Annotated in this window: 20 protein-coding genes and 2 pseudogenes; 4 read left to right on the top strand and 18 right to left on the bottom strand. The window is 33.0% G+C overall.

Features of this window, described 5'->3' with window-relative positions:
* Nucleotides 1–10: 10 nt before the first annotated feature.
* Nucleotides 11–1,273, bottom strand: coding sequence for a tyrosine--tRNA ligase (tyrS, locus tag ACP3TL_RS03150; protein ID WP_046465577.1), 1,263 nt, complete (start codon nt 1,271–1,273; stop codon nt 11–13).
* Between the two features lie 413 nt (nt 1,274–1,686).
* On the opposite strand from tyrS, the pseudogene ACP3TL_RS03145 reads away from it, so the two are divergent.
* Nucleotides 1,687–2,598, top strand: a pseudogene (locus ACP3TL_RS03145) (transglycosylase domain-containing protein).
* A gap of 115 nt (nt 2,599–2,713) precedes the next feature.
* On the opposite strand, the gene ACP3TL_RS03140 reads toward ACP3TL_RS03145, so the two are convergent.
* Both ACP3TL_RS03140 and acsA read right to left on the bottom strand, forming a co-directional pair.
* Nucleotides 2,714–4,381 (bottom strand): formate--tetrahydrofolate ligase, encoded by a 1,668-nt coding sequence (locus tag ACP3TL_RS03140; protein ID WP_046465645.1) that lies wholly within the window; start codon nt 4,379–4,381, stop codon nt 2,714–2,716.
* A 367-nt stretch (nt 4,382–4,748) separates the two neighbouring features.
* Nucleotides 4,749–6,458 (bottom strand): acetate--CoA ligase, encoded by a 1,710-nt coding sequence (gene acsA, locus ACP3TL_RS03135; protein ID WP_046465579.1) that lies wholly within the window; start codon nt 6,456–6,458, stop codon nt 4,749–4,751.
* A 182-nt stretch (nt 6,459–6,640) separates the two neighbouring features.
* On the opposite strand from acsA, the gene ACP3TL_RS03130 reads away from it, so the two are divergent.
* Both ACP3TL_RS03130 and ACP3TL_RS03125 read left to right on the top strand, forming a co-directional pair.
* Entirely contained in the window at nt 6,641–7,273 is a 633-nt protein-coding gene (locus ACP3TL_RS03130; protein WP_046465580.1) for a hypothetical protein, read from the top strand.
* A 13-nt stretch (nt 7,274–7,286) separates the two neighbouring features.
* Complete coding sequence (locus ACP3TL_RS03125) at nt 7,287–8,441, top strand: acetoin utilization protein AcuC (RefSeq protein ID WP_285325700.1); 1,155 nt, start codon at nt 7,287–7,289, stop codon at nt 8,439–8,441.
* 145 nt (nt 8,442–8,586) lie between these two features.
* Here ACP3TL_RS03125 and ccpA read toward each other — a convergent pair whose 3' ends face one another.
* The 10 genes from ccpA to ACP3TL_RS03075 form a co-directional block, all read right to left on the bottom strand.
* Nucleotides 8,587–9,576 carry a catabolite control protein A gene (ccpA, locus tag ACP3TL_RS03120; RefSeq protein ID WP_046465582.1) on the bottom strand — a complete coding sequence of 330 codons (990 nt, stop codon included), beginning with the start codon at nt 9,574–9,576 and terminating at the stop codon, nt 8,587–8,589.
* Between the two features lie 418 nt (nt 9,577–9,994).
* Nucleotides 9,995–11,086: a bifunctional 3-deoxy-7-phosphoheptulonate synthase/chorismate mutase gene (locus ACP3TL_RS03115; protein WP_002507320.1), complete on the bottom strand. Its 1,092-nt coding sequence runs from the start codon at nt 11,084–11,086 to the stop codon at nt 9,995–9,997.
* Between the two features lie 695 nt (nt 11,087–11,781).
* The gene (locus ACP3TL_RS03110; protein WP_046465583.1) at nt 11,782–13,281 is read right to left on the bottom strand and encodes a hypothetical protein; all 1,500 of its coding nucleotides are present in this window, start codon (nt 13,279–13,281) and stop codon (nt 11,782–11,784) included.
* An 81-nt stretch (nt 13,282–13,362) separates the two neighbouring features.
* Entirely contained in the window at nt 13,363–13,857 is a 495-nt protein-coding gene (locus ACP3TL_RS03105; RefSeq protein ID WP_046465584.1) for a DUF948 domain-containing protein, read from the bottom strand.
* 70 nt (nt 13,858–13,927) lie between these two features.
* The gene (murC, locus tag ACP3TL_RS03100; RefSeq protein WP_046465585.1) at nt 13,928–15,241 is read right to left on the bottom strand and encodes a UDP-N-acetylmuramate--L-alanine ligase; all 1,314 of its coding nucleotides are present in this window, start codon (nt 15,239–15,241) and stop codon (nt 13,928–13,930) included.
* Between the two features lie 22 nt (nt 15,242–15,263).
* The gene (locus ACP3TL_RS03095) at nt 15,264–18,998 is read right to left on the bottom strand and encodes a DNA translocase FtsK (protein WP_046465586.1); all 3,735 of its coding nucleotides are present in this window, start codon (nt 18,996–18,998) and stop codon (nt 15,264–15,266) included.
* Nucleotides 18,999–19,015: 17 nt separating this feature from the next.
* The gene (gene ytpR, locus ACP3TL_RS03090; protein WP_046465587.1) at nt 19,016–19,615 is read right to left on the bottom strand and encodes a YtpR family tRNA-binding protein; all 600 of its coding nucleotides are present in this window, start codon (nt 19,613–19,615) and stop codon (nt 19,016–19,018) included.
* Nucleotides 19,616–19,628: 13 nt separating this feature from the next.
* Nucleotides 19,629–20,492: a DUF1444 domain-containing protein gene (locus ACP3TL_RS03085; protein WP_046465588.1), complete on the bottom strand. Its 864-nt coding sequence runs from the start codon at nt 20,490–20,492 to the stop codon at nt 19,629–19,631.
* 129 nt (nt 20,493–20,621) lie between these two features.
* The gene (locus tag ACP3TL_RS03080; protein WP_046465589.1) at nt 20,622–20,930 is read right to left on the bottom strand and encodes a thioredoxin family protein; all 309 of its coding nucleotides are present in this window, start codon (nt 20,928–20,930) and stop codon (nt 20,622–20,624) included.
* A 19-nt stretch (nt 20,931–20,949) separates the two neighbouring features.
* Nucleotides 20,950–21,993, bottom strand: coding sequence for a M42 family metallopeptidase (locus tag ACP3TL_RS03075; RefSeq protein WP_410529801.1), 1,044 nt, complete (start codon nt 21,991–21,993; stop codon nt 20,950–20,952).
* A gap of 115 nt (nt 21,994–22,108) precedes the next feature.
* On the opposite strand from ACP3TL_RS03075, the gene ACP3TL_RS03070 reads away from it, so the two are divergent.
* Complete coding sequence (locus ACP3TL_RS03070) at nt 22,109–22,429, top strand: hypothetical protein (RefSeq protein WP_046465591.1); 321 nt, start codon at nt 22,109–22,111, stop codon at nt 22,427–22,429.
* A gap of 161 nt (nt 22,430–22,590) precedes the next feature.
* On the opposite strand, the gene ACP3TL_RS03065 is transcribed toward ACP3TL_RS03070, so the two are convergent.
* The 5 genes and pseudogenes from ACP3TL_RS03065 to dat all read right to left on the bottom strand — a co-directional run bounded on the left by ACP3TL_RS03065 (nt 22,591) and on the right by dat (nt 26,995).
* On the bottom strand, nt 22,591–23,418 hold the full coding sequence (locus tag ACP3TL_RS03065; protein WP_046465646.1) for a YtnP family quorum-quenching lactonase: 828 nt from the start codon (nt 23,416–23,418) through the stop codon (nt 22,591–22,593).
* A 117-nt stretch (nt 23,419–23,535) separates the two neighbouring features.
* A pseudogene (locus tag ACP3TL_RS03060) lies at nt 23,536–23,933 on the bottom strand (IS5/IS1182 family transposase); the annotation flags it as partial.
* Nucleotides 23,934–24,234: 301 nt separating this feature from the next.
* Nucleotides 24,235–24,879 (bottom strand): tRNA (guanosine(46)-N7)-methyltransferase TrmB, encoded by a 645-nt coding sequence (trmB, locus tag ACP3TL_RS03055; RefSeq protein ID WP_046465594.1) that lies wholly within the window; start codon nt 24,877–24,879, stop codon nt 24,235–24,237.
* Nucleotides 24,880–24,891: 12 nt separating this feature from the next.
* Entirely contained in the window at nt 24,892–25,683 is a 792-nt protein-coding gene (locus ACP3TL_RS03050; protein ID WP_046465595.1) for a phosphotransferase family protein, read from the bottom strand.
* 466 nt (nt 25,684–26,149) lie between these two features.
* On the bottom strand, nt 26,150–26,995 hold the full coding sequence (gene dat, locus ACP3TL_RS03045; RefSeq protein WP_046465596.1) for a D-amino-acid transaminase: 846 nt from the start codon (nt 26,993–26,995) through the stop codon (nt 26,150–26,152).
* Between the last annotated feature and the right edge of the window lies 1 nt (nt 26,996).

Here is a 26,996-nt window from a genome sequence, read left to right as displayed (position 1 = left end):
TATATATATATTATTTATAATTAACCATGAAATATTTTTTCTTACCACGACGAATAATTGTAAATTCGTTCTCAATTTTATCGTCAGCTGTTAATTCATATTTCACATCCTGTTGTCTTATACCATTGATATAAATTGCACCGTTATTCACATCTTCACGTGCTTGACGTTTAGACGATGAAATACCAGTTTCAACAATTACTTCAACAATATTTGTTATTTCTTTGCTCAATTCAACTTGTGGCACATCCTTGAATCCTGCTTTTAATTCTGAAGCTGACAATGATTGTAAGTCACCAGCAAATAATGCTTTTGAGATACGCATTGCATCGTCTAATGCAGCTTGACCATGGATGAAACGTGTTACATTTTCAGCTAAGGCTTTTTGTGCTTCACGTAAATGTGGTGCTTCATTTAACGATTTTTCTAATGCTTCAATTTCTTCTTTTTCTAAGAATGTAAAATATTTCAAGAATTTGATTACATCATCGTCTGTAGTGTTGATCCAAAATTGGTAAAATTCGTATGGACTCGTTTTTGTAGCGTCTAACCAAACTGCGCCACCTTCTGATTTGCCGAATTTTTTACCATCTGATTTAACGACTAATGGAATCGTCAGTCCGTAAGCTTCTGTTTGGCCGTACATACGACGCATTAATTCAATTCCACTTGTGATATTGCCCCATTGATCAGAACCACCAACTTGTACTTTACAGTTGTAAGTGTTGTTTAAATGACCAAAATCAATTGCCTGAAGGATTGTATATGTGAACTCAGTGAACGAAATACCATATTCTAAACGACTTTGAATGGAGTCTTTACCCAACATGTAATTCACACCAACATGTTTACCGTAATCTCTTAAGAAATCAATCAAAGAAATTTGGCTTAACCAATCTCTATTATTAACCAGTTTAGCACCTTTATCAGTACCAAATTCGAAAATTTTATGCATTTGTTCACTGATGCCTTGAACGTTTAATTCAACTTGTTCTTCTGTTTGTAAGACACGTTCTTCAGATTTACCTGATGGATCACCAATCATACCTGTGCCCCCACCGATTAATACGAGTGGACGATGCCCATGTTCTTGGAATCTACGTAAAGTTAAAAATGGTAATAAATGACCGATGTGTAAACTATCTGCAGTTGGATCGGCACCACAGTATAATGTAACTTGTTCTTTATTCAATACATTCTCTATACCAGCTTCGTCTGTTTGTTGATAAATTAAGCCTCTCCATTTTAAATCTTCTAATAATGCATTTGTCATTGTATATACCTCCTATATTTATTAAGATATTGTTTCGAATAGATTTTAAATACCATCCAAAGTTTAATTTACTTTTAGCAAGTGCGACCGAATAACACTAAAAAAATAAAAAAACGCCCCTACAAATTAATGTAAGGGCGCATGCGCACGGTACCACCATACTTTAAGTCAAACAACTTTATTAATGATACGTTCATTAACTTAAACGTTTGGATGAGTGAAATCATTAAGGTGTATTCACATATGAATCATCGTTAGTTCACAGCAACCACTAACTCTCTGAAGATGACACCATATGTTACTTCTCCTTTATCCAAAAACGATATCGAATTGATGTTAATTATAAGTAACTCTATTTTAAAAGTCAATATCAAATGTTATGTTATAATATTGCATACGTAAGGAGGTCAGACATGGAAAATCAAACACATGAAAATAATGTTCACAATCATTTACATAACTCTAAATTCTCTAAATTTGAAATTATCTATAAAAAATTAAAGCATCTTTTCATTGGCTTGTTTGCAATTTTCGCATGTACCTTTATTATTTTATTAGCCATATCGGTATTTTACTTCCAAAGTTTGACTGATGAATCTGTAAACATGTCAGATAACGAATTACGTACAAAATTGCTGAACATTGCTGGTAGTCAAGATATAAATTATAACAGTAAACATATTTTAACAGAATACAATGGATCAACAAATTCACTTATCGTAGGACCAAAACATGTGAATAGCAATGTGATAAAGGCGTTAACTTCTTCAGAAGACAGCTTGTTTTTCTATCATAATGGTATTTTACCAAAGGCTATTATTCGAGCTGTTGGTCAAGATATATTTAATACAGAAGCTGCAACTGGAGGCAGCACCATCACACAACAACTCGTAAAAAATCAATTACTGACAAACGAAAAAACATATCATCGCAAAGCTAATGAACTCATCCTATCTATGCGAACTGAAAAGATTTTAACCAAAGATGAAATTATCTATACTTATTTGAATATCGTGCCTTTTGGACGTGATTATAATGGCACTGATATCACAGGTATCGCTTCATCATCCTACAGTTTATTTGGAAAAGCAGCTACAAACTTAAATATTGCTGAATAAGCCTATCTGATTGGACTTTTACAAAGCCCTTATTATTACACCCCTTATGAAACAGATGGTTCACTCAAATCTGACACTCAAATACAAATTGGTTTGGATCGCCAACACTATGTGCTCAAACGGATGTTAGTTGAAGGTGAAATTACCACTTATGATTTTAAAAAAGCTGAAAAATACAATATCAAACAACATTTAATGACAAAATAAAGTGTCTAGTTCATAAACTTCTCTAACAATTAAAAAAATAGCTGTGAAGAAATCTATCGTTATAGATTTCCTTACAGCTATTTTTAATATGTTTGTATTATATAATAGTTAAAATTTAGAATAGACCAATTGCATGTCCATCATCAGTAACATCCATGTTTAATGCTGCTGGTTTTTTAGGAAGTCCAGGCATAGTCATGATTGCTCCAGTTAATGCAACAATAAATCCTGCGCCAGTTTTAGCTTCTAATTCACGAATAGTGATTTCAAAACCTTCAGGTGCGCCTAATTGTGTTGCATCATCCGAGAATGAATACTGTGTTTTAGCCATACAAACCGGATAATTATCCCAGCCGTTTTCTTTAAATTGTTTAAGTTGTTTTTGTGCTTTGCTGCTAAATGTAACTTTTGAGCCACCATAAATTTCTTTAACAATTGTTTCAATTTTTTCTTCAAGTGGTAAATCTAATTCGTATAAATGTTTGAAGTCTTGTGGTTCATCAAGTACCTCTAGCACTTCATTTGCTAAATCGATGCCGCCTTTACCACCTTTTTCCCAAACTTCAGTTAAAGCAAGTCTCACACCGTTCTCTTTTGCCCATTGTTGTACATATTGTGTTTCTTCTTCAGTATCATGTACGAACGCATTCAACGCAACTACAGGTTCTAAACCATATTTTTTAACGTTTTTAACGTGGCGTTCTAAGTTCACGATTCCTTTTTTTACCGCTTCAACATTTTCTTTTTTTAAGTTGTCTTTAGCTACACCGCCATGCATTTTAAGCGCACGAACTGTCGCAACTACTACAACTGCTGAAGGTTCAAATCCTGCTTCACGTGCTTTAATATCTATGAATTTTTCAGCACCTAAATCTGAGCCAAAGCCAGCTTCAGTTACAACAATATCTGCTAAGTCTCTTGCAGTTTCTGTTGCTAAAATTGAATTACAACCATGTGCAATATTAGCAAATGGCCCGCCATGTACAAGGGCTGGTGTGCCTTCAATTGTTTGTACTAAGTTAGGTTTAATTGCATCTTTAAGAATCATCGCTAATGCGCCTTCTACTTTTAAATCAGCTACAGTAACAGGTTTACGTGATCTAGTATAACCTACAGTAATTCTACTGATTTTCGCTTTTAAATCATTAAGGTCATTAGATAAACAAAGAATTGCCATTATTTCAGAAGCAACGGTAATATTAAAGCCATCTTCTCTTGGAACCCCTTGCGTTGGTCCACCTAAACCTACATTTACATTACGTAATGCACGGTCATTCATGTCTAAAACACGTTTCCATTCAATACGTCTTTGATCGATTTCTAATTCATTACCTTGATGCATATGATTATCAATAAATGCTGACAGTGCATTATTTGCAGTAGTGATTGCGTGGAAGTCACCATTGAAGTGTAGATTTATATCTTCCATTGGTAATACTTGTGCATAGCCACCACCAGTTGCCCCACCTTTTATTCCGAAAATAGGACCTAAAGCTGGTTCACGTAACGCTACCATGACGCTTTTTTTAAGTTCGTTGAATGCATCTGCTAACCCAACTGTAACTGTCGATTTACCTTCACCTGCTGGCGTTGGACTCATAGCAGTAACTAATACTACTTTCCCCTTACCATTTTTTTGTTGAACTTGATTAATATCAATCTTAGCTTTATAGTGCCCGTATGGTTCTAATGCATCTGCGGGTATGCCCGCCTGCTTAGCAATGTCTCCAATCGGTTTTAATGTTGATTGATTTGCTATATCTAAATCAGATAAGTGTGCCAAATTCATTCGCCCCTTCTTAAATAAATTTTAAATCAATACATATATTTCCCATATATACTACTGATAAAAATAAATCCTTACATATTAATATTAACTAACTTATGTTGTGTTGTCGATTAATAGAGATAGCGCTTTCAAAATAATAAGTGAATATATTCACCTTATGTGACCTATGTTACGCTTAAATTGTTATTTTACACCAAAAAACTCCCTGAATATCATCATAATCTTTAGTGTGTAGCATAAAGCACATACTTAAAGTTGATAATATAAAGGGAGTATAAAATAGCTTGTATTATTTTACATTGGAAATACAGGTTAAATATTTATGATTAAACTTAGTAAAATAAAACTACTTTTTGTTTAATTAGTCTTCCATTGTACTTAAATCGCCTTCAGGTAAATCAAGTTCCCAAGCTTTAAGGACACGACGCATAATTTTACCAGAACGTGTTTTAGGAAGTTTTTCTTTAAATTCTATTTCGCGTGGTGCAGCGTGTGCGGCTAAACCTTCTTTAACAAATACGCGAATTTCTTCTTTCAGTTCATCTGAAGCTTCATACTCTGGGCGTAAAGCAACAAATGCTTTAATAATTTCTCCTCTTACTGGATCTGGTTTACCAATCACACCTGCTTCTGCAACCGATTCATGTTCTACTAGTTTCGATTCTACTTCAAAAGGACCTACACGTTCGCCTGCCGTCATGATAACGTCATCTACACGACCTTGGAACCAATAATAGCCATCTTCATCTTTGTAAGCAGAGTCTCCAGAAACATACCAATCACCAATAAAGTATGAATCATATTTTTCAGGATTTTTCCAAATAGAAACCATCATAGATGGCCATCCTTTTTTAATTGCAAGGTTACCCATTCGATTTGGTGGCAACTCGTTACCTTGATCATCAACAATAGATGCTTCTATACCTGGTAACGGTTTACCCATGGATCCTAATTTAACATCCATAGATGGATAGTTAACGATCATATGGCCCCCTGTTTCAGTCATCCACCACGTATCTAAGACACGTTTACCAAAAACATCTTTTGACCATTTAATTACTTCAGGATTTAGTGGTTCGCCTACGGATAAGATACTTTTTAGTGATGATAAATCGTATTTGTCGATAATATCATCGCCGGCACTCATCAACATTCTTAATGCAGTTGGCGCCGTATACCATATTGTAACTTTATATTCTTCAATCATGCCGTACCAAGCTTCAGGTGAGAATCTACCTCCAACGATACAATTTGTCACACCATTTAACCAAGGACTGAAAATACCATATGAAGTACCTGTCACCCAGCCCGGATCAGCTGTACACCAATATACATCGTCTTCTTTAAAATCTAGTACATATTTACCAGAAATATAATGAACGAGCATTGCTTTTTGAGCATGTAATACACCTTTAGGTTGGCCTGTTGAACCTGAAGTATAATGCAATATCAAACCGTCATCTAAGTTTAACCATTCTGTTTCAAATTGGTCACTCGCATTTTTAAATTCACTATTAAAGTCAACATATTCACTGTCTACTTCCTCATCTACGACTACAATCGTTTCTAAATGTGGTAATTTATCTTTAGGAATACGTGGCAATAATGCATTCGTTGTCACAATCACTTTCGCTTCACTATTTTCTAAACGATCTGCAACAGCTTTTTCCATAAATGCTTCAAATAACGGTCCTACAATTGCACCTATTTTTAATATTCCAAATAAAGCAAAATAAAGTTCTGGTGTTCTAGGCATAAATACAAAAACACGATCACCTTTCTCAATGTTTGCTTTATCTTTTAATACATTTGCAGCTTTATTAGAATTTGATTTCATTTCTTCAAAAGTATAACTTTCTTTACGCTTATCATCTTTATAATGTAATGCGATTTTTTCACCATTACCTTCATCCACATGGCGGTCAATACATTCATGTGCCATATTGATCTTACCAGTTTCTGACCATGAAAATGCTTTTTCTATTTCTTTCCAGTCAAAATTTGCGTATTCTTTTTCATAGTCTTGTAGGTTAAAATTTCCATTTTCCCCTTTATATACTTCTACTTTCATTTTGAATCCCCCTCTTAATGAAATCGCTTGCTTAAAAATTATTATAACTAACATTGTCAAAATTTTCAAAATAATAGTGTGTAAACGAATACATTATTGTGTTATTTTAAACTTTTTTAACTTATAATAGAGTTATATTAGATTGTTTACTGTATGCGTATGCGGTAGTTTGGAGTGAAAAAATGGAACATATAAAAACATATCAATCTCAAACTTATCATTTGGAGCAAGGAACATTTGTGATAGAAGGTCCTGTTTCAAGAAATAACCTTGAATCTATGACATTTGATGATGGGCTCTTTGCATTTCGCCCACCTGAGGATCAATTTGAAGCCATAAAAGAAATTAGTGAATTAGAAGAAGGCAGAATTTTTGTACTACGTACTTCACAGCATATTATTGGCTATGTCACTTATCATTATCCAGACCCATTAGAACGTTGGTCTAGTGGTAATTTGGAATACTTAATAGAATTAGGCGCTATAGAGTTAAGCCTAGCTTATCGTGATTTACATTTAGGCAGTGAACTTATCAAAGTCAGTTTAGCAGCTGATGAATATGAAGATTACATTGTGTTAACTACTGAATATTATTGGCATTGGGATTTGAAAAATTCTGGACTTGATGTATATGAATATAAAAAATTAATGCAGAAATTGATGGGTTATGGGGGCCTTGAAGTATTTGCAACAGATGATCCAGAAATTACAAGTCATCCTGCTAATTGTCTTATGGCAAGAATTGGTTCAAGAATTTCTATAGAACAATTACAAGCATTTGATGACATTCGATTCATGAATCGCTTTTTCTTTTAAAGGGGAGAAACATATGAGTAATACGCAACAATCAACGGGCTTTGTCTATTCTAATGAAATACTGCAATATCGTTTTAGTGATAGCCATCCATTTAATCAAATGAGATTAAAATTAACAACAGAATTATTAACAGATTTAGGATATTTAAAATCACATCATATTATTAAACCACGTATAGCTAACGATACCGAATTATCACTAATTCATTCTCATGATTATATTCAAGCGATCAGACGTGCTTCACATGGTATTTTAAGTGACAATGAAGCTAAGAAGTATGGATTAGATGGCGATGATACCCTACAATTTAGAATGATGCATAAGCACAGTGCACGCATTGTGGGTGGCGCATTGAATTTAGCTGATCACATCATGGATGATACAATCACCAATGGTTGCCATTTAGGTGGCGGTTTACATCATAGCCTACCAGGCCGTGCAAATGGTTTTTGTATTTATAATGATGTTGCAGTTACAATCGCCTATCTCATACAGAAATATGGGCAACGCGTGCTATGTATTGATACAGATGCACATCATGGTGATGGGACCCAATGGAGTTTTTATACAAATGATCAAGCCTTAATTTATTCGATACATGAAACTGGAAAATTTCTTTTCCCTGGTTCTGGACGTTACACAGAACGTGGTAGCGAACAAGGTTTTGGCTATACAGTAAATATTCCACTTGAACCTTATACAGAAGATGATTCATTTCTGGAAATATTTAAAGAAACGATAGAGCCTATAGTAGCTTCATTTAAACCAGATATCATTGTGAGTGTGCATGGTGTTGATATTCACTACTTAGATCCACTCACGCATTTATACTGTACGCTTGAATCACTATATCAAATTCCATATATCATTAAAGATTTAGCAGATAAATACACAAATGGTAAAGTATTAATGTTTGGTGGTGGTGGCTATAATATTTGGAAAGTTGTCCCACGTGCTTGGAGCCACGTTTTTTTAGCTTTAATCGGAGAAAAACCACAAACTGGTCGTTTGCCTGATAAATGGTTAACAAAATGGCAACAATACGCACCTTGCGAACTACCACAAACTTGGACCGATGAAAAAACTGACTATCACATCATACCTAGACAAAAAGAAATTACGGAAACCAATTTAAAATATGCTAAACAAGTGCTGAGTTGGTTTTAAATAAATCTACATCACATATACTGAGTTAAATCTTTAATTTAAATAAAAAACGAAATTCTTAATTAATAAGAATTTCGTTTTTTGTATTTCATTATAGTTTAATAACATTGATTGTTAATTATACTTTGTTATATCTACAAAAATTTTATTTTGTAGTACCTCTATACTCAACTCTATGAGGTAAAATCACATTAGGTTCGTCGATTTCTTCATCATTCATATATTTAGTAAGAAGTCTCATACCCACTGCCCCAATATCGTATAACGGTTGGATTACACTAGATAATTGAGGTCTTACCATTTCAACAAGTCTAGTATTGTTAAAACTTACAATTTGTAATGACTCTGGAACATTAATCCCTGCATCTTGAGCAGCATGAACTAGGCCAATTGCTTGTTCATCACTGATTGACAGAATTGCATCTGGCTTAGCAGATTTCAAAGCATCAAATGCACGTAGACCATCTTTATACGTTTCATTACCATTAAAAATCAATCCTTCATTTAATGAAAGTTTATGCTCTGCTAAGACGTCCTTTAATCCTACTAGCACATCTTCTTGTGCTTTTTTAGAATAATCGCCACCCACAAAAGCAAATGTTTTTGCACCGTTTTCGATTAATTGATTTGTAATTTGTTTAGCTGCTGATTTGAAATCAATATTTACAGATGAAATACCTTCATCTTTACCATTTGTACCTGAAACTACTACAGGAACTGATGTTTTATTAATCAATTCTTTGATTTCTTCTGAAATTGTTCCACCTAAGAAAATAATACCATCTACTTGTTTACTTAATAGGTTGTTAAATATTTCTTTTTCTTTACTTGGATCATTATCAGAATTTGAAATAATTGAATGGTATTTATACATTGTTGCTATATCTTCTAACCCTCGAGCAAGTTGAGAATAATAGACATTTGAAATATCTGGAATAATAACGCCTACTGTTGTTGTTCGTTTACTAGCTAATCCTCTTGCTACTGCGTTTGGACGGTAGTTCAATTTATTAATAACATCGTTTACTTTGTCACGTGTTTCGGGTTTAACATTTTGATTACCATTAACAACACGTGAGACAGTTGCCATAGATACTCTTGCTTCTCTAGCTACATCATATATAGTTACAGTCATAATTTCCTCCTTGAAAGCGATTTCTTTATTATTATACTCTGTTTTCATAATATTTTCAAAGTTTACCATATTTTCACTAAATGTAAAATAGTTTTGTTTTGAATGTCATAATTATGTCATTTTATAAAATTATAAACCTACTAAATGTATTATATTTATTATTTTCAGTGAAAACAAACCTTTTTTGTTTAAATTTTTATGTTTTTCATTAAAATCAAGTGTAATTTGATGATTCATCATTTATTTTATATTTTATATTTAAATATGCTATTCAGTTAGCACGTCACTCCAAAGCATGAGCATTTTATAAATTACCACAATATGCTTCATTCATTTCAAAAATAGTATAAAGACACAAAAAACCCCTATTACAATTACTAATCAAGTAGTAACGTAACAAGGGCTATATATATATATCTTATTTTAATTGTTTGTTATTGTACATATCAGCTAATGGTCTAATTTCATTATAGAAATTCTCGAATTCATCGAAATCCATTTGTTGACCACTATCGCTTAATGCAACTGATGGATCAGGGTGGACTTCAGCCATGATGCCATCTGCGCCTACTGCTAAGCCAGCTTTAGCTGTTGGTAACATGATATCTTTACGTCCTGTACTGTGTGTAACGTCAACCATTACTGGTAAGTGTGTACCTTGTTTTAAAATAGGTACTGCAGAAATATCTAATGTGTTTCTTGTTGCTTTTTCGTAAGTACGGATACCGCGTTCACATAGAATAATGTTTTCATTACCTTGAGAAGCAATGTATTCTGCTGCAAAGATAAATTCTTCAATTGTTGCAGATAAACCACGTTTTAATAATACTGGTTTATTTGAACGACCTGCTTCTTTTAATAATTCAAAGTTTTGCATATTACGTGCACCAATTTGGAATACATCTAAATAATCATCTGCTACTTCAAAATCTGCAGGATTTACAATTTCACTAACTACATTCAGGCCGTATTTGTCTTTAGTATTTTTAAGAATCTTAAGACCTTCAACACCTAATCCTTGGAAATCATATGGAGATGTACGCGGTTTGAAAGCACCACCTCTAATGAATTTTTCGCCTCTAGCTTGTAAATTAGCTGCAACTGCATCAACTTGTTCTTGAGATTCAACTGAACATGGTCCAAATACGAATGATTTATTACCACTTCCAATAATGCCCCCATTATCGAATTGTACTATTGTATCTTCTGGTTTTAATTTTCTTGATACATATAAATGTTTTTCATTTTCAGATTTTTGTAAATCAGTAGAGGCTTTAAAAATTTCCTTGAATAATTGTTTAATCACATTATCGTTAAATGGACCTTCATTTTTATCTAATAGTTTGTTAATCATTTCTTTTTCACGTTGAGGATCGTACACTGCTGTACCCTGCTTACGTTTTTCCTCACCAATGTTTTGTGCTATTTTTCCTCTTTTAGATAAAAGATTTAAAATTTCTTCATTAATATCAACAATCTCGCTTCTGAATTCTTGTAATTTGTCTGTCATTTTATTCACCTCTATGAAAAATTTAAAATCGATATTTTATTCTGCTTTAAAGCGATAAAATATTTGTTAAACGTAATTCTAACAATAACTACTTATAAGTTCAAGTAATGATTGTTAAAATTTCACTTTCTGTAAGTGAATATCCCTAATGGTAACTGAATTTTCAGTCATTTACCAGTAATTTTTTACACTATTCTTTCATTTTCTATAATTTATTAACTTAAGTTTCATTTAATTCAATTTATTGTCATATAAATGCTGAATTGTACTTTCTAAATGATGATTTACTCAAACATTTATTAAATAAATACATTGTTTATCTCATAATTATTTTTGCTTTAAAAAGCACTAAAAAAGGGTTGTCATTAATTTTAAGCGTCCATTATAAATTTTTAAAGCACATTGTACGTTGAGGCATCAAAATGTAGCTATATCGTCTAATCAATCAAATATATGCAATAAAGTATTTGTAGGCATTCTAGATGACTTAAATAACGTTCTAGATGCATCATAGTTATTTGTGTAAGTATAATACTTCAAAATAGCAACATAATCGTTTTAAGCGGCACAATGAGTATAATAAATTCTAATTCGTATTACACTTAACATGACCTAGCTAATAAAAAGTATAAATTAAAAAGGAATCGAACAAAACATGTTCGATTCCTTTTATTAGATTTCAGTTTTAGTAATGATTAATCATTAAAAGTTCTTTTGTCTATTTTACTTTGAGATTTTTCTGATTTTTTCAACTGCGATCTGTTTTTAGAGTAAGTTGGCTCATTATGTCCATCTTTACTTTGTCGTGCCTCACTATCGTCTGTTGTTTTATCAGTCTCTACTTCATCATGCACAAGGATGCCATCTTTAAATGATGATGTCTTATCTGTTGCATTAGTAGTGGCTGCGTTCTGTTGCCCTTCACTTGCACTTTGGTTGCTAACATCAGTTTCTGCTTCATCATGCACAAGGATACCATCTTTAAATGATGATGTTTTATCTGTTGCATTTGTAGTAGCTTCGCTCTGTTGTGCTTTGTTTGCAGTTTGATTACTAAGATCAGTTTCTGCTTCATTATGAACAATAATACCATCTTTGAAACTTACAGTTTTATGTGTCTGTTTTACACGTTGTTCTGCTTTTTCTGGTTTTGCAATCGTATTACTTTTATTTTTGTCTGCAGAGTTTTCTACTTTATCAGTTGATTCTACCGCATGACCAACTTTAGGTGTTACTAAATTAGGCACATCTTTTTTTGTGCTTTGTTTAGGTGTTTCTGATTTTAATAAACTTGCTGTGTTTTCTGCAACTTTATTATTGTCATTTAAAGCTTTGTTTTTATTTTTAGCTGCTAACGCTAATCCAGATGCTGTGACAGTACCTGCTAAAGCGCCTGCTTTCAAATGATTATTATTTTTACTTTCATCTTCTTTTGAGTCTTTAGTAACTAAGTTAGGCGCATCTTTTTGATTATCACCTTTCGTTGTTTCTTCAGATTTCAAAAGATTATCAGTGTTTTCTGCAACTTGTGAATCATTATTTAATGATTGCTTTTTATCCTGTGCAACTTTAGCTAAACTACCTGCTGCTATTGCACCACCTGTTGCTGCAGCTGCAGTTTTTGTACCTTTATTATTTGAAGGTGTAGTAGTGGAATCAGCTAAGTTATTATCTGCTGCTTCTTCTTTAATAGCATTCTGTTGCGCACTGACCTCGTCCTCAGTCGGTTCTGAATTAGGATCAATATGTGTTGTTGTATCGTCACTCTGATCCAAATTATTATCATCTTGTAGATCTTGCGCTTGTGGTGACGTATCTGCTAAATTGTTGTCTGAAGTTTCTTGCTGAATCGCCGCTTTTTGAGCAGCTAGTTCAGAATCTGTTACTTCAGTATCTTTGTTTTGCGCATCTGCGACTGTAGATTTAATACTATCTACTTGTTGTTCAGCATCTGCTTGTTCGCTTTCAGACTGCTCAATAATACTAGATTTAAAACGTGATTCATCTTCAGAATCAACTTGAGATTTATCTTTAGTGCGTGACTTGCTTATAGAAATTAACCCTACAGCTGAACCAATAAATGCACCGATTAGAAATCCGTAAACAAACTCATTTCTGGCACCTTTAGTAAAATATTCTGGCACTTCATAACTTTCTACATTTCTTTCGTAATTATCACGGTTATAGTACTTCATAATTGAATGCCTCCTATAACAAATGCACTTAAATAAGTTTCATACCTCATTTAAGTGCATTTGTTTGTTTAAATATACGAATTATTTATTATCTACACGTGTAGTATAGCTATGATTAGAATCATCTGCTACACTGCTCGCTTTATAATTTGCACTATCTCTACGATTTCTTCTGTTTTGCCATTTGTCAGCAACTTCCATTGCTACATTTGACCATTGAACTACTTGAGAAATTTTATCTTCATTTTGAGAAATATTGTGCGTGATTGAGTTTGTAACTCTATCAACTGAACCATTTAACGTTTGAGCTGATTCACCGATGCCTTTCACTGCATCAACTACAGAATTCAAACGATCTGATTTGTCTTGGATATCTTCAGTTAAGCGATTTGCTTTATGAAGTAAGTCCGTAGATTCACGTGTAATACCTTGAATTTGTCCTTCAACACCATCAAGAGTTTTTGCAACGTGATCTAAGTTTTTCTTAACTGAAAGTAAAATTACAACGATACCAATTACTAAAATAAGAAAAGCAACCGCCGCAATAATACCAGCTATAGGTAAAATCCATTCCATTTAAAACGCCTCCTATTAATCATATGTTGTTATTTAATATAAATACCCAAATCATTTTAACATAAACATATTAAAATGAGGTAGTAACACCCATTTCTTTCATATAAGCACGTTGAATCTTTTGAATATCGCCCGCACCCATAAATAAAATAACTGCATCACTATATTGTTCTAACGCATTCACAGTAGTTTCATCAATTAATGTCGCATTATCAATTCTTTGGAGTAAATCTTGAATTGTTAAATTACCAGTATTTTCTCTTATTGAACCAAAAATTTCACATAAGAAAGTTTTATCTGCTAAATTTAAACTTTCAGCAAAATCATCTAAGAATGCTTGTGTTCGACTAAAAGTATGAGGCTGGAATACAGTTACAACTTCTTTATTCGGATATTTCTTTCTAGCTGTCTCAATTGTAGCACTAATTTCTCTAGGATGGTGTGCATAATCGTCAACTAATACTTGTTTTCCCACTTTTGTCTCATTAAATCTTCTTTTTACGCCACCAAATGTTTCTAAGGCTTCTTTTATATTATTTACATCCAAACTTTCAAGATAGCTCACTGTAATTACAGCAAGTCCATTTAATATATTATGATCACCAAATTGTGGAGATAAGAACGTATCATAATATTCATTTTTAATGTATACATCAAATTTAGTTCCATTTTCACTAATTTGTAGGTTATCCGCATATACATCATCATTTTTTGAAAACCCATAATAATATACTGGAACATCTGCTTCTATCTTACGTAAATGATCATCATCGCCCCACGCAATAATTGCTTTTTTAACGTTATGTGCCATTTCTTGGAAAGCACTAAATACATCTTCAACATCTTTAAAGTAATCGGGGTGATCAAAATCAATGTTAGTCATAATAGCATAATCTGGATGATAGCTTAGGAAATGTCGACGGTATTCACAAGCTTCGAATGCGAAATAGTCACTTGCAGGAATACCTAAACCAGTGCCATCCCCAATTAAAAATGATGTCTTTTTATCCCCATTCATCACATGTGACAATAAACCAGTTGTAGATGTTTTACCATGTGCACCTGTTACAGCTACAGATGTATACTGACTGATAACATGACCTAAAAAGTCGTGATAGCGTATGACATCTAGTTTTAATTCATTCGCTTTAACAACTTCTTCGTGTGAATTTGGAAATGCGTTACCTTGAACAATAACCATGTCTTCTTTTATATTGTTTTCATCAAAAGGTAATATTTGAATACCTTTATTTTGTAATGCTACCTCTGTAAAAACATAATTATTTATATCTGAACCTTGTACTTCATTTCCAAGATCATGCATTATTTGTGCTAATGAACTCATGCCGGCGCCTTTTATGCCGACAAAATGATAATGTGTCATTGTAACACTCCTTTATCTCTATTTAATTCTCATTCAAATCTGATTCTGTAATGTATACATCTCTTGGTTTTGAACCATTTGCTCCAGAAACATAACCTAATTGTTCTAATTGGTCTACAATTCTCGCTGCACGATTATAACCGATTTGGAAATGGCGTTGTACTAATGAAGTAGAAATATGACCTTCTTTCAACATAAAACTACATACATCATCGAATAAACTATCCTGAGGTTGTGCTTCCGTTTTTTTCAATAATTCTTTTTCTTCAAATAAATATTCTGGATCTCTTTGTTGTTTTATAAAATCAACAACATCATCTATTTCATCATCCGATACAAACGTGCCTTGAACACGTATCGGTTTATTCATACCACTGCCTAAATAAAGCATATCTCCATAACCTAACAAGCGTTCAGCGCCGCCACTATCTAAAATGGTTCTTGAATCAACGCTAGATGATACCATAAATGCAATTCTTGTAGGTATGTTTGCCTTAATTAAACCTGTAATGACATTTACTGATGGACGTTGTGTTGCTACTAACATATGAATCCCACATGCACGGGCTTTTTGAGCAATACGCGCGATAGATTGTTCTACTTCTTGTGGCGCCATCATCATTAAATCAGCTAATTCATCTATTACTATAACAATTTTTGGCATTCTATCTTCGTAAGTTGCTTTCTTATTAAAAGCAGTAATATTTCTTACGTGATATTTTGCGAACACTTTATAACGACGTTCCATTTCTTCTACAGCCCATTTTAAGCTTTGTGTCGCCGCTTTTACGTCAGTAATAACAGGCGCTACCAGATGTGGTAAATCATTATATGGTGCCAATTCTACCATTTTAGGATCAATAAGTAATAATTTTAGCTCTTCTGGATGATTTTTATATAATAATGACATTAAAATACTATTTATGCACACAGATTTACCTGAACCAGTTGCACCAGCTATAAGTGCGTGTGGGGTTTTAGATATATCCATTAGTAAAGGTTCGTTATTAATTCTAAGCCCCATAGCAACAGTTAATTTAGACTCTGCATTTTTAAATGTGGGATCTTCAATAATTGAACGTAAATTGACTGTGGTAGCGTTCTGATTAGGAACTTCTATACCTACAAGGCTAGTACCAGGGATTGGTGCTTCTATACGAATATCTTTAGCTGCAAGTGCCATTTTAATGTCGTCTTGCAATGCAGTGATTCGAGAAACTTTGACACCTTTTTCTACTGATAATTCAAAACGTGTGACACTTGGTCCTTCAGTAACGTTTTGAACTTCAGCGGGTACATTAAAATAGTAAAACGCATCATTCAATTCTTGTTTTTTATCTTCAATCCAAGCGTTATCAATTTCATGTTGTTTAGGTTCTTCTAATAAATCTAAGTTAGGCAACTTAATATTAGGCCCTCTTCTAATTGTTGGCTTACCACTGTCGTCAGTTGTCTTGTTAGCGTCTAATTGATTGTGTGCCATCTCGGGTTTTAATTTCGGCTCTTGATTTTGTGTTATTGGTGACGTCTGTTCATTATTAATTTCAGTTTTCTTATGCTCTGCATGTTGAGCGGAGTCAACTGAAGATGGATTTATTTCATCGTCATGTTTTTCTGACGTTCCATGATTGATAGATTGTTCACTATGATTTGATGCATCCATTGTAGTTGATGGATGTTCTGTTATTTCGGGCGTTGATGTCAGATTTTGCTCTTGTTGCTCTTGTTGCTCTTGTCCAACTGTTTCATCTTTAACTACACTTTCAATACCAAGATCATTGGATTCAATTTCTTTACTTTCATTTTGTGATGATTGTGATGTGTTTCTTGAATTTGTAAAATGCTGATTACTATTCTTAAGTTTTTTAGCATCCATCATACGTTTTTTGTCAGAAGGTGTCATAACAACATTAAATGGCTTGCTACCTTTTCTAATTGATGTTTGATTGCTACTTGTAGCTACTTCACTTGATTCAGTTGTTTCATTTTTAAGTGTACTTGATTGCGTACTACTAGAATTAAGCTGTGTTTCTTGACCAGACACTTCATCTTCGATTTCAAATTGATCTGTATTAGATTGCTCTGTATTGTATTGTGCTGAATCTTGTTGTACTTCATCTATTTCATTAGATACAGATTCCGATGACATCTCTGATTCTGACGGTTGTGTCATATCTTGAGCACTATTTAGTTCTGTTTCAGTCGCTGACTCCTGATCTTCACAATGTATTTCGCTCTCGCCCTCAGATATAATACTATCCGCTTCTGTTGATTCATTTTGTGGGCTTGTCACTTCTCTATATTGAGCGTCTGATATATTTTCATTATTATCTTCAACTGTATTTAAAGTATCATCGTTTGAAATGGTTGTTTCGACATCATCATTTAATGATTTGTGCTCAGTTGATGCATGATTTTCAATGTCACTATCAGGCGATTCTGATTCTAAATCTGCATCTACATTTACGTATTCATCATTAATTGTATGTACATCACGCACATGATCTAAATCAATTTCTTCATAATTAAATGGTGATGTAGCGCCTAAGCTGCTTTCATCCTCATTTTGTTGACTATCATCGGATAGTTGAGCGTCTTGAATCGATGCTTCTGTTTGATGTTCAGAAACATTTTTATTTTTGCTCTCTTCGTCTAAAGAGCTTTCTCCAATAAAATGGTGTGCTTGTTTGGCATACATTTCATCTATTGCTTTTTGTATGCTGTCTTCGTTATTATCTTGGTTTTCTTGACGTTTTTGTTGCAACGCTTTTTTGAATTGGCGTTTTTGAAGTACTTTACGTTCACGTTCTCTTCGAATTTCTTCTACGATTTGTGATGCGTAAATATTTTCAATATTAATTGTGTTGTTTACTTTAGGTTGTTCATTTGAAGATTGCTGCTTTTGTTCAGAAGGTTGTTGTGGCTGTTCATTATCTTCTTCCACTTGTGCTTCTAAATGGTCATTGTCTTCAAAGGAATATGGTTGCTTATTATCAACTTGTAAATTTTCGTCGTCTGTTGCATCATTTGATGATTCTACAAATTGGTCATTATAAATTTTAGTGTCATGTATTTCAGATGATTCCTGTGCTAGAGTTTGTGATTGTGTTTTGTTATCTTCATCATTTGAAACTTGCTCGCTATTTCCGTTTTCAGTTTCGTCTGAAGGTTTTATAACACCGTTTTCCAGCGGGTGTGGCTTTTGAGTACCAAATATTGCAGATGGCACTTCACTCGCTTTAAAATCACTCTCATGATACATAGGTATGTCTCTTTTAGTTTTCTTAGAAGCATTTGCACGTAAAACATCAGTTTGTATTCTCATTCGTTGACCTTTATGAGATTTTGGTTCTCGTTTTGGTTCTGAATATGTTTCTTTTTGTGACGGCTGATTTTCTGTTTGTGTATTAACATCATTAGAAGCTGTCTTATCATACATATGTCTACGTCTTCTCTGCTTATGATTGGCATTTATTGAGTCTGAAGCATGACGGTCACTATGTTGTTGATTACCATAATCTGAACTATCTTTTGAAATTGAATCTTCTTCTGGATGCTTGGCTTCATTCGCTTCTTCTAAAATACGCATTGGAAACCTGAATTTTCCTTTGGGTCTTTCATAAACATCATTGTTCTGAGGAAGTAATGAATCTTGTTCTTCTTGTTGTGTAGCTTTTTGACGTCGTTGGTTTCTTTTACTGAGATAATCTTCTGTAGAATCATTATCTTCTCCAAATAACTTGTCGAACCAGCTCATTCGTACATTACCTCCTTTTATTCTTCAAAAAATGCTTGGCCAACTGTATAATCATCAGATAAGACCATAATCCCTTTTTCTTGAGGTGCATTGGGTAAATCAAGTTCCTTCATAGAACAAATCATACCACTTGAAGCTACACCTCTTAGCTCAGCATCTTTAATAACCATACCACTTGGCATTACAGCGCCTACTTTAGCCACTACTACTTTTTGTCCAGCATCTATATTAGCTGCACCACAAACTATCTGTAACTTTTCAGTACTTACATCAACACTAAGCACACTTAATTTATCAGCATCTGGGTGCTTTTCTTTAGTTTCAACATAGCCTACAACAAACTTAGGAGATAAATCTGCCTTTAATTTAAATGTAAATCCAGCATCTTCAATGGCTTTTTGAAATTCATCAACTAATGTTTCAGTTAACTTAACATGTCCATTTCCACTTATAGTTGATTTTTCTGATACATTAAAAATGTTATAACCTACAACTTGTGATTCACTTTTAATTTCAACAACATCACCTTTATACTCATAGTTGAACTCACCGCTAGCTGGTTCAACTTGTAAAAATGCAACGTCTCCTACTGCTTCTTTATTATAAAATAAATTCATATCTATATACTCCTTATTTCTTATCTTTATTTTCGTATTGTTTTCTTGTTGCTTCTAATCTTTGTATCACGTTAGGATCTCTTTTTTGTTTGTTATTTTTTCCTAAGATGAAAATAGGCTCAAAATGGCCTTTGTCGTAACCTAATGATAATGATGTGATAGGCACTAAGCCTTTTGTAAAGAATTCCATAGTTAAATGTGCCATTACGTCATAACCCGTTTTATTACGGATATCTGCAATAATCAAGACATCTTGATGTGGCACTGCAACTAACATTTCTCCTTCACATTGGTCTTGTATTTCATTTAAAAATGTTGTATTTAAGATTCTACTCGCATCATAGCCATCGTTAGAGTTAATAAAGTAAAATATATTGCCTTTTACTTCATCTGTAGTATATTTATTTTCTAATTTTCGCACATTAAATAATGCCATTTCTTTTAATTGTTGCTTAGATAACTTCATTGACTCTAACATTTTTTCATCCATAAGACGATATGATTTCCCTAGATCAACTACATAGTAAATATTTGTTTCTGCAGTGTGTTCTTCTATAACAAATGCATTACCATCTTTATCTTTTTTATCAAAGCTTGGGGATCTCAGTACTGGCATGATTTGAGCACTATTAACCTCTGATAGCCCCTCCCCTTTCATTTGTTCAATTGCTTCTTCTACATAATATACAATTTCATCTACTATATTTTCTTTTTGTTCTTTATATTTAGCTACTATCGTAGCAACTTTAACAGTGACACCTTTGCCATTGTCTACTCTAGATATACGTAGCGTTTCATCTTCACGATTAAAAGTAAACTTTACTTCTGGTTTGCTTAATCGATCTTTTAATTTATCTCTCATTTGAAAGACATTCATTGTTAACACTCCTATTTACGTGCCTTATTATAGTTTACAATAAATACACCCTTAGGAACAGAAAAAATGTAAGTTCTAAGGGTATATATTTTTATATTTCAACATTAATTATTTACAAAGTAAAATTTTTTATAAAGAAGCTAAAAAGTTATCAATTTGTTCAATGGATTTTCTTTCTTTTCCAATATAACTACCGATTTGTGAGCCATTACGAAAAACTAAGAAACTTGGTATACCCATAATTCCATTTTCCACACAAATATCTATAAATTTATCTCTATCAACTGAGATGAATTTGTAATTAGTATATTTTTCCTCTAACTGTGGTAATTCAGGTTCAATCACTTTACAATCAGGACACCAATCAGCCGTAAATAAAAATACTGTTTGCTCATTTTTAAGTTGCTCAAATTGTTGTTCAGTTTCTAATTGTTGCATCCAATCACTCCTTAGTGTGTTATTTATATTGTAATTCTTCAATTTTAGAATCATCTAATTGAGTTGTAGCTTGTGTTAATAATGCTCTTGCAGCTTCGTAATCTCTTATATCAAACACTGCATTTGTACTATGGATATATCGTGCACAAACTCCAATTACTGCGGTTGGGATACCGATTTTTGCTTTGTGGATTTCTCCACCATCAGTGCCACCAGGTGAAATATAATATTGATGCTTAATTTTAAATTGATCAGCTAAATCTAATAGGTAATCTCTAAAAATTGGTTTAAGTAGCATCGTACCATCTTTAATTCTAATTAATGTGCCAGCACCTAATTCTCCAGATAAATTCTGTTTACCTTTCATATCATTAGCTGGTGAACAGTCTACTACAAAGGCCACATCAGGGTCTATCAATTCAGCAGACGCTTTAGCTCCTCTTAAACCAACTTCTTCTTGGACATTAGCACCTACATATAAGTCATAGCCAAGCTCTACTTCTTTTAATAATTCCAATAATTCAATGCCAAGCAGACAACCATAACGATTGTCCCAAGCCTTACTTGAGAAACGATGCTCTGATAATTGTGTGAACGGTGTTTCTGGAACAATTGAATCACCAATTTCAATGCCACGTTTTCTTACCTCTTTTTGATTTTCACAGCCAATATCTAAAAGTAAATCTTCTATTTTAGGTGCACCTTCATTACCTGTCCTAAAATGTTTAGGTATATTTGCCACCACGCCGATGATTTCTTCATTTTTACGCGATTTTACTTTAAGTCGTTGACCTTGCCAAATATCTGTAGCAACGCCACCCAAATTTGTAAATTGTATCATACCGTTTTCTGTAATATTTGTAATCATAAAGCCAATTTCATCCATGTGAGCAGCCACCATTACACGCTTTGGATTCTTTACTTTCGAACGTTTAACACCGTAAATGCCACCCATGCGATTATAAACAAACTCATCTACAAATGGTTCTAATTCTGATTTCAGGTATGCTTTTACATCATCTTCAAAACCAGGTGCCCCATGTAATTCTGTTAATGTTTTCATTCTAGCTAATGTTTTATTATTGTCTATATTCAATGTCTCTCACTCCTTACTATTTATTATATCATCTTCATTATGGTAAACTATAAATATGACTTTATTGGAGGTAGATTGTGTTATGTTAAATAAAAAGAATTGGCTTATCATCTTATTTATTTCACTAACAACAATTGTCGGAGCGACTTATTTTTATAAACGTCAAAAAGATCTACAATATCACGATCCAGATAAAATTATTACTGAAGTAAGAACATACTTTATGAATGTTGTAGGATCTTATATATTGAATGAACCGATTACGTATAAAAAATCCGATGATAATTTTATTGTTTTTCAAGGTGGTATTACCACACAAAACAATAAAACATTAACATATTATGACTTTTTTGCAGATGCAAAAAGTGGAGAAGTTATAGATATTATTGAATGTGAATCATAAAAGGTTAAAGTTTTGAACATGTAATGTATCAATCGCTCAAAGCACTGATAAACATTACAAGACAAGAGATAAAGGTTTACACTGTATAGACATAAGGACCACACCCATCCGTTTCTAAAACAGTGATTATCCATATCTCTTCGTTCATAACTTTAACCTTTTTAATTTCTCGAAATATAAGTTTCTATTTCATTCAATTTATTCTTATCAAATTTCACAGCAAAGTAATTAGCATCATGATAGTATAAGAACCAATAATCTTGCATAGTATAGTTTGGAATTAAACGTTCTTTCTCTCTTATGGATTGCATAGGATAGTCATCATATGCTGTTACCCACAATGGATTTCTATGAGCCAGTGTCGGGAAGATGTCTCCCATGTGCACTGCTTTTTCTCCTTCACTTTCTATTGTGACTACTGAATGTCCATAACTATGTCCTCCAGTATGACGAATTTGAATGCCAGGATATATTTCTATCTCTTTCTCAAAAAGCATTAATTTATTTTTAAAATCTCCATTATTTTTCTGCCAGTAAGTCGATTTACTACGTATATTTGGACTTTGGAACTCATGCCATTCGTCTTGTTGAATGACATGGATTGCATTACTGAAAATAGCGTGCCCATCGTTATCCGTTAGCCCAGCTGCATGGTCAAAATGAAGATGAGTCATTAATACATAATCAATATCCTCTAGTGTTAGATTTAATGCTTTTAAATCATTTTCCATATCACTCTCATAATGGACACCAAATATTTTACGTTCTTTATCAGTTAATTTTCCCACACCAACACCAGTATCAACAACAATATTTTTGTCCTCAGTTTGGATAAGTATCGGATGCGTCGGTAATGGGATTTGATTTTTTTCGTTTACTTCATATTTCTTTGTCCATAATGCTTTAGGTACAACGCCAAACATTGCGCCCCCATCAATATGAGTAATACCCCCATTTAAATAATGTACTTTATAATTACCTAATTTCATCATTTAATTCCTCCTCATCTTTCATTTAACAACGTCAATTACTTACTATAGTAATACAATACATTTACTACGTAAAATAAAGGCAATGATTTGAAATTTAAAATATCCCCAATTCTAATTCTTCATTACTTTTTATTAGATAGTGAGTTATTTTTAATACATTGATTTCTTAATAAACATCCGTTACAACTATCACTGTCATATAGTTTGAAATCTCTTCTAAAACCATATTTATCATTTCTATAATCATACCTTATAAAAGGTAATCTACAATTATTCGGACAAATAAGTTCATCGTTAATCTCATTGTATGGCCAGTTTTGTGTATTAAACTTGTCATTTTTATATTTCTTTTTTTGTTCTTTGATAAACATTCCATATGTAATTAAAGTTGTTTTACCAAAATCATCTAGAATAGATAAATAATTTGGTTCACTTCCATTGCCTGCAGCAACGATATATACAGGAATGTCACCATGGTAATTTTTAATGTGCTCTAAATAAGGTTTAATTGTACCGATTTTGTAAAGCGCTGACACCTAGGGGAATCGTATGAGTCTGTAAAACAAATAATATCTCAACTCTATTGCTATATTGGCAGTAGATGACTGAAGTGAAAACGCGCATAATATGAAGCTTGTTTCACTTCTAGTCATCTTTGCCAGGGTGGGACGACGAAATCTTATTAGAAAAATTAGATTTCTGTCCCACTCCCATACCCGAGGCAAACATTCATTTTCAAAATCGGAATATTTTAAATAGAAAAGCAGCAATCCATTAGAAACTAATAGATTGCTGCTTTTAATTTGAAAATTATTATAAATTTTTATGGAATTTTGCTTCCATTCGATAAATTCTTGAACCTCTGTCAGAGAACTTTCTTTCATACTCAGTTTCTATATTATCTTCGTCATCTTCTTGATGAAGATTTAAATTGAGTTTAGTAAAGTACATGCCGAATTGAGACATACTCTCTAAACTATAAGCAAAAAGACCTCTGTTGTCAGTTTTAAAGTGAAGTTCTCCGTCTTCTTTCAAAACTTGCTTATACAGTGCTAAAAACGTATGATACGTCAGTCTGCGTTTAGTATGTCGTTTTTTAGGCCATGGATCTGAAAAATTCAAATATATGCGATCAATTTCGCCATCTTTGAAATATTCATTGAGCTCCAGTGCATCGTTACAAATCAATTTAATGTTTGTAAGACCAAGTTCTTTAACTTTATCTACAATATTAACTACTACACTTTTTTCTCGTTCTAAAGAAATAAAATTTATGTCAGGATTTTGTCCGGCAAGTGTTGTAATAAACTGCCCCATTCCTGATCCTATTTCAATGTATATCTCTTGGTCTTTATCAAACCAGTCACTTATATGCCCTGCATGACTACCATCCATATCCACTAGTTCAGGATGTGATTTCAAATAATCTTCTGCCCAAGGCTTGTAACGCATTCTCATTCTGATAACTCCTTATATAAAAGCATTGTTATTCATTACTTCATTTAAGAATTTGAGCCACATATTCATATCTTTGTAGCGCTTTTGTTCTTCATACCATTGGACCATACCTATAGACTGAATAACTGTATACCATTTCATACGTTTTTGTAAGTCCATTGAGTCTTTGGTACCATAAACATCTAACCAGTGAGGCCATTTCTTTTCAGGAACGTAATTGTATAGCAGCATGCCTAAATCAATTGCAGGATCAGCAATCATCGCGCCTTCCCAATCAACTAAGTAAAGCTCATCACGATCTGATAATAGCCAATTATTATGGTTAACATCGCCGTGTACAACGGTAAAGAAACGTGGATCTAAATTAGGCATATGGTCTTCTAAATACGTTAATGCTTTTCTTACTACATGATGCGTTAAAACTTCTCTAGATAATGAAGCGTTAATTTTATTTAACAAAATATCTGGTGTAATCGGCTCCATTTCCATTCGTTTTAACATATTCAATAGTGTTCTAGAACTATGAATTTTTTTCAATAAATTAGCTACTCTTTGTTCATGCATTTCATTGAAAGTAAGTTCTCTACCATTTTTCCAATGTTGCGCCGTTACAACTTCTCCAGTTTCGATTCGTTTCGTCCAAACTAGTTTTGGCACAATACCTTCAGCAGATAAGGCTGCGATAAAGGGGTTTGAATTTCTTTTTAAAAATAATTTCTGCCCATCCTGTTCAGCCATATAAGCTTCACCAGATGCACCACCTGCTGAATCAAGCGTCCATCCTAATTGATAAAACTGCTCCAACACGTTCACCTCACTTTCAACTAGAAAATGGCTCCTGAAAAGAATTTTCGAGAGCCATATATAATAATTTTTTAATTCAAAATTATAAACTCCAACCAAAATTGTGCAGCCTCAAGTTTTATGACTGACACATTGTCCCATCATGGTTCAAGTTCTTTTTAATTTATTAATACTCATACTGTCTGAGCTAATTTACAATAACTTTTACATCATATCATAAATTAGCTCTTAACAGAGTATTAATTTAATATTTCTCTATCTTTTTTTGTGAAATTTTTTACTTCCAAATTTCACGACTTATAAAAGATTTTATAATCTTTAATACTTTATTTCAACTATAAATGAGAAATTAAAATTCACATTTTGATTCCATACCTTTATGGAATTCTATTAAACGGCTCAGTAAGAATTATAACATAATTTGACCTTAATATATGTTACATTTTCTATCCATTTATTGAAATTATTAACTATGCGTGTCAATATATCTATTAAATCCTTCTTGTAGCGATTTAGTGATTGGTCCTACTTTTCCATCACCTACAGCTTCACCATTTAATTTAACAACTGGCATCACTTCAATTGATGTACTTGAAACCAAAACTTCATCCGCATTTTTTAAAAATTCTAAAGTAAATGTTTCTTCTTTAAACGAAATACCTTTTTCTTCAGCAATTTCTTTTATTACCATACGCGTAATACCATTCAAAATATAGTTATTGATTGGGTGCGTATAAATCACGCCATCTTTAATTGCGTAAACATTGCTTGAAGATCCTTCTGTAACAGTTTCACCACGGTGTTGGATTGCTTCTTGTGCATTATATTTAACAGCATATTCTTTTGCTAATACATTGCCTAATAAATTCAAGCTTTTTATATCACATCTTAACCAGCGGATATCTTCAGTCGTTACGGCGTTTATGCCTTCTTCTAATAATTTGTATGGACGGTCATAAGCTTTTGTAAAAGCTGTGATATTCGCTTTTACTGATGGCGTAGGAAAGGCATGATCACGCGGCGCAGTACCACGCGTCACTTGAATATATACGCCGCCATTAACGATACCATTAGCAGCTATCAGTTCTCGTACAAGTTCTATAAGGCCATCAACTGTATAGTTTAATTCTAAGCCAATTTCTTTAGCGCTTCTTAATAATCTTTCAAAATGCGCATTGGCAGTAAAAGGATGATTGTCATAAACTCTTATATATTCATAAATACCATCACCAAATACATATCCTCTATCGTTATAAGCTACATTTGCATCTTTTTCCTCTAGTAATCTTTCATTTATTAATACTTTTGTCATA

This window comes from Staphylococcus caseorum, from assembly GCF_049943195.1.
GTDB lineage: Bacteria > Bacillota > Bacilli > Staphylococcales > Staphylococcaceae > Staphylococcus > Staphylococcus equorum_A.
Note: the sequence above shows the minus strand (reverse complement) of the source record. Positions and strands in the feature narration are given on the sequence as shown.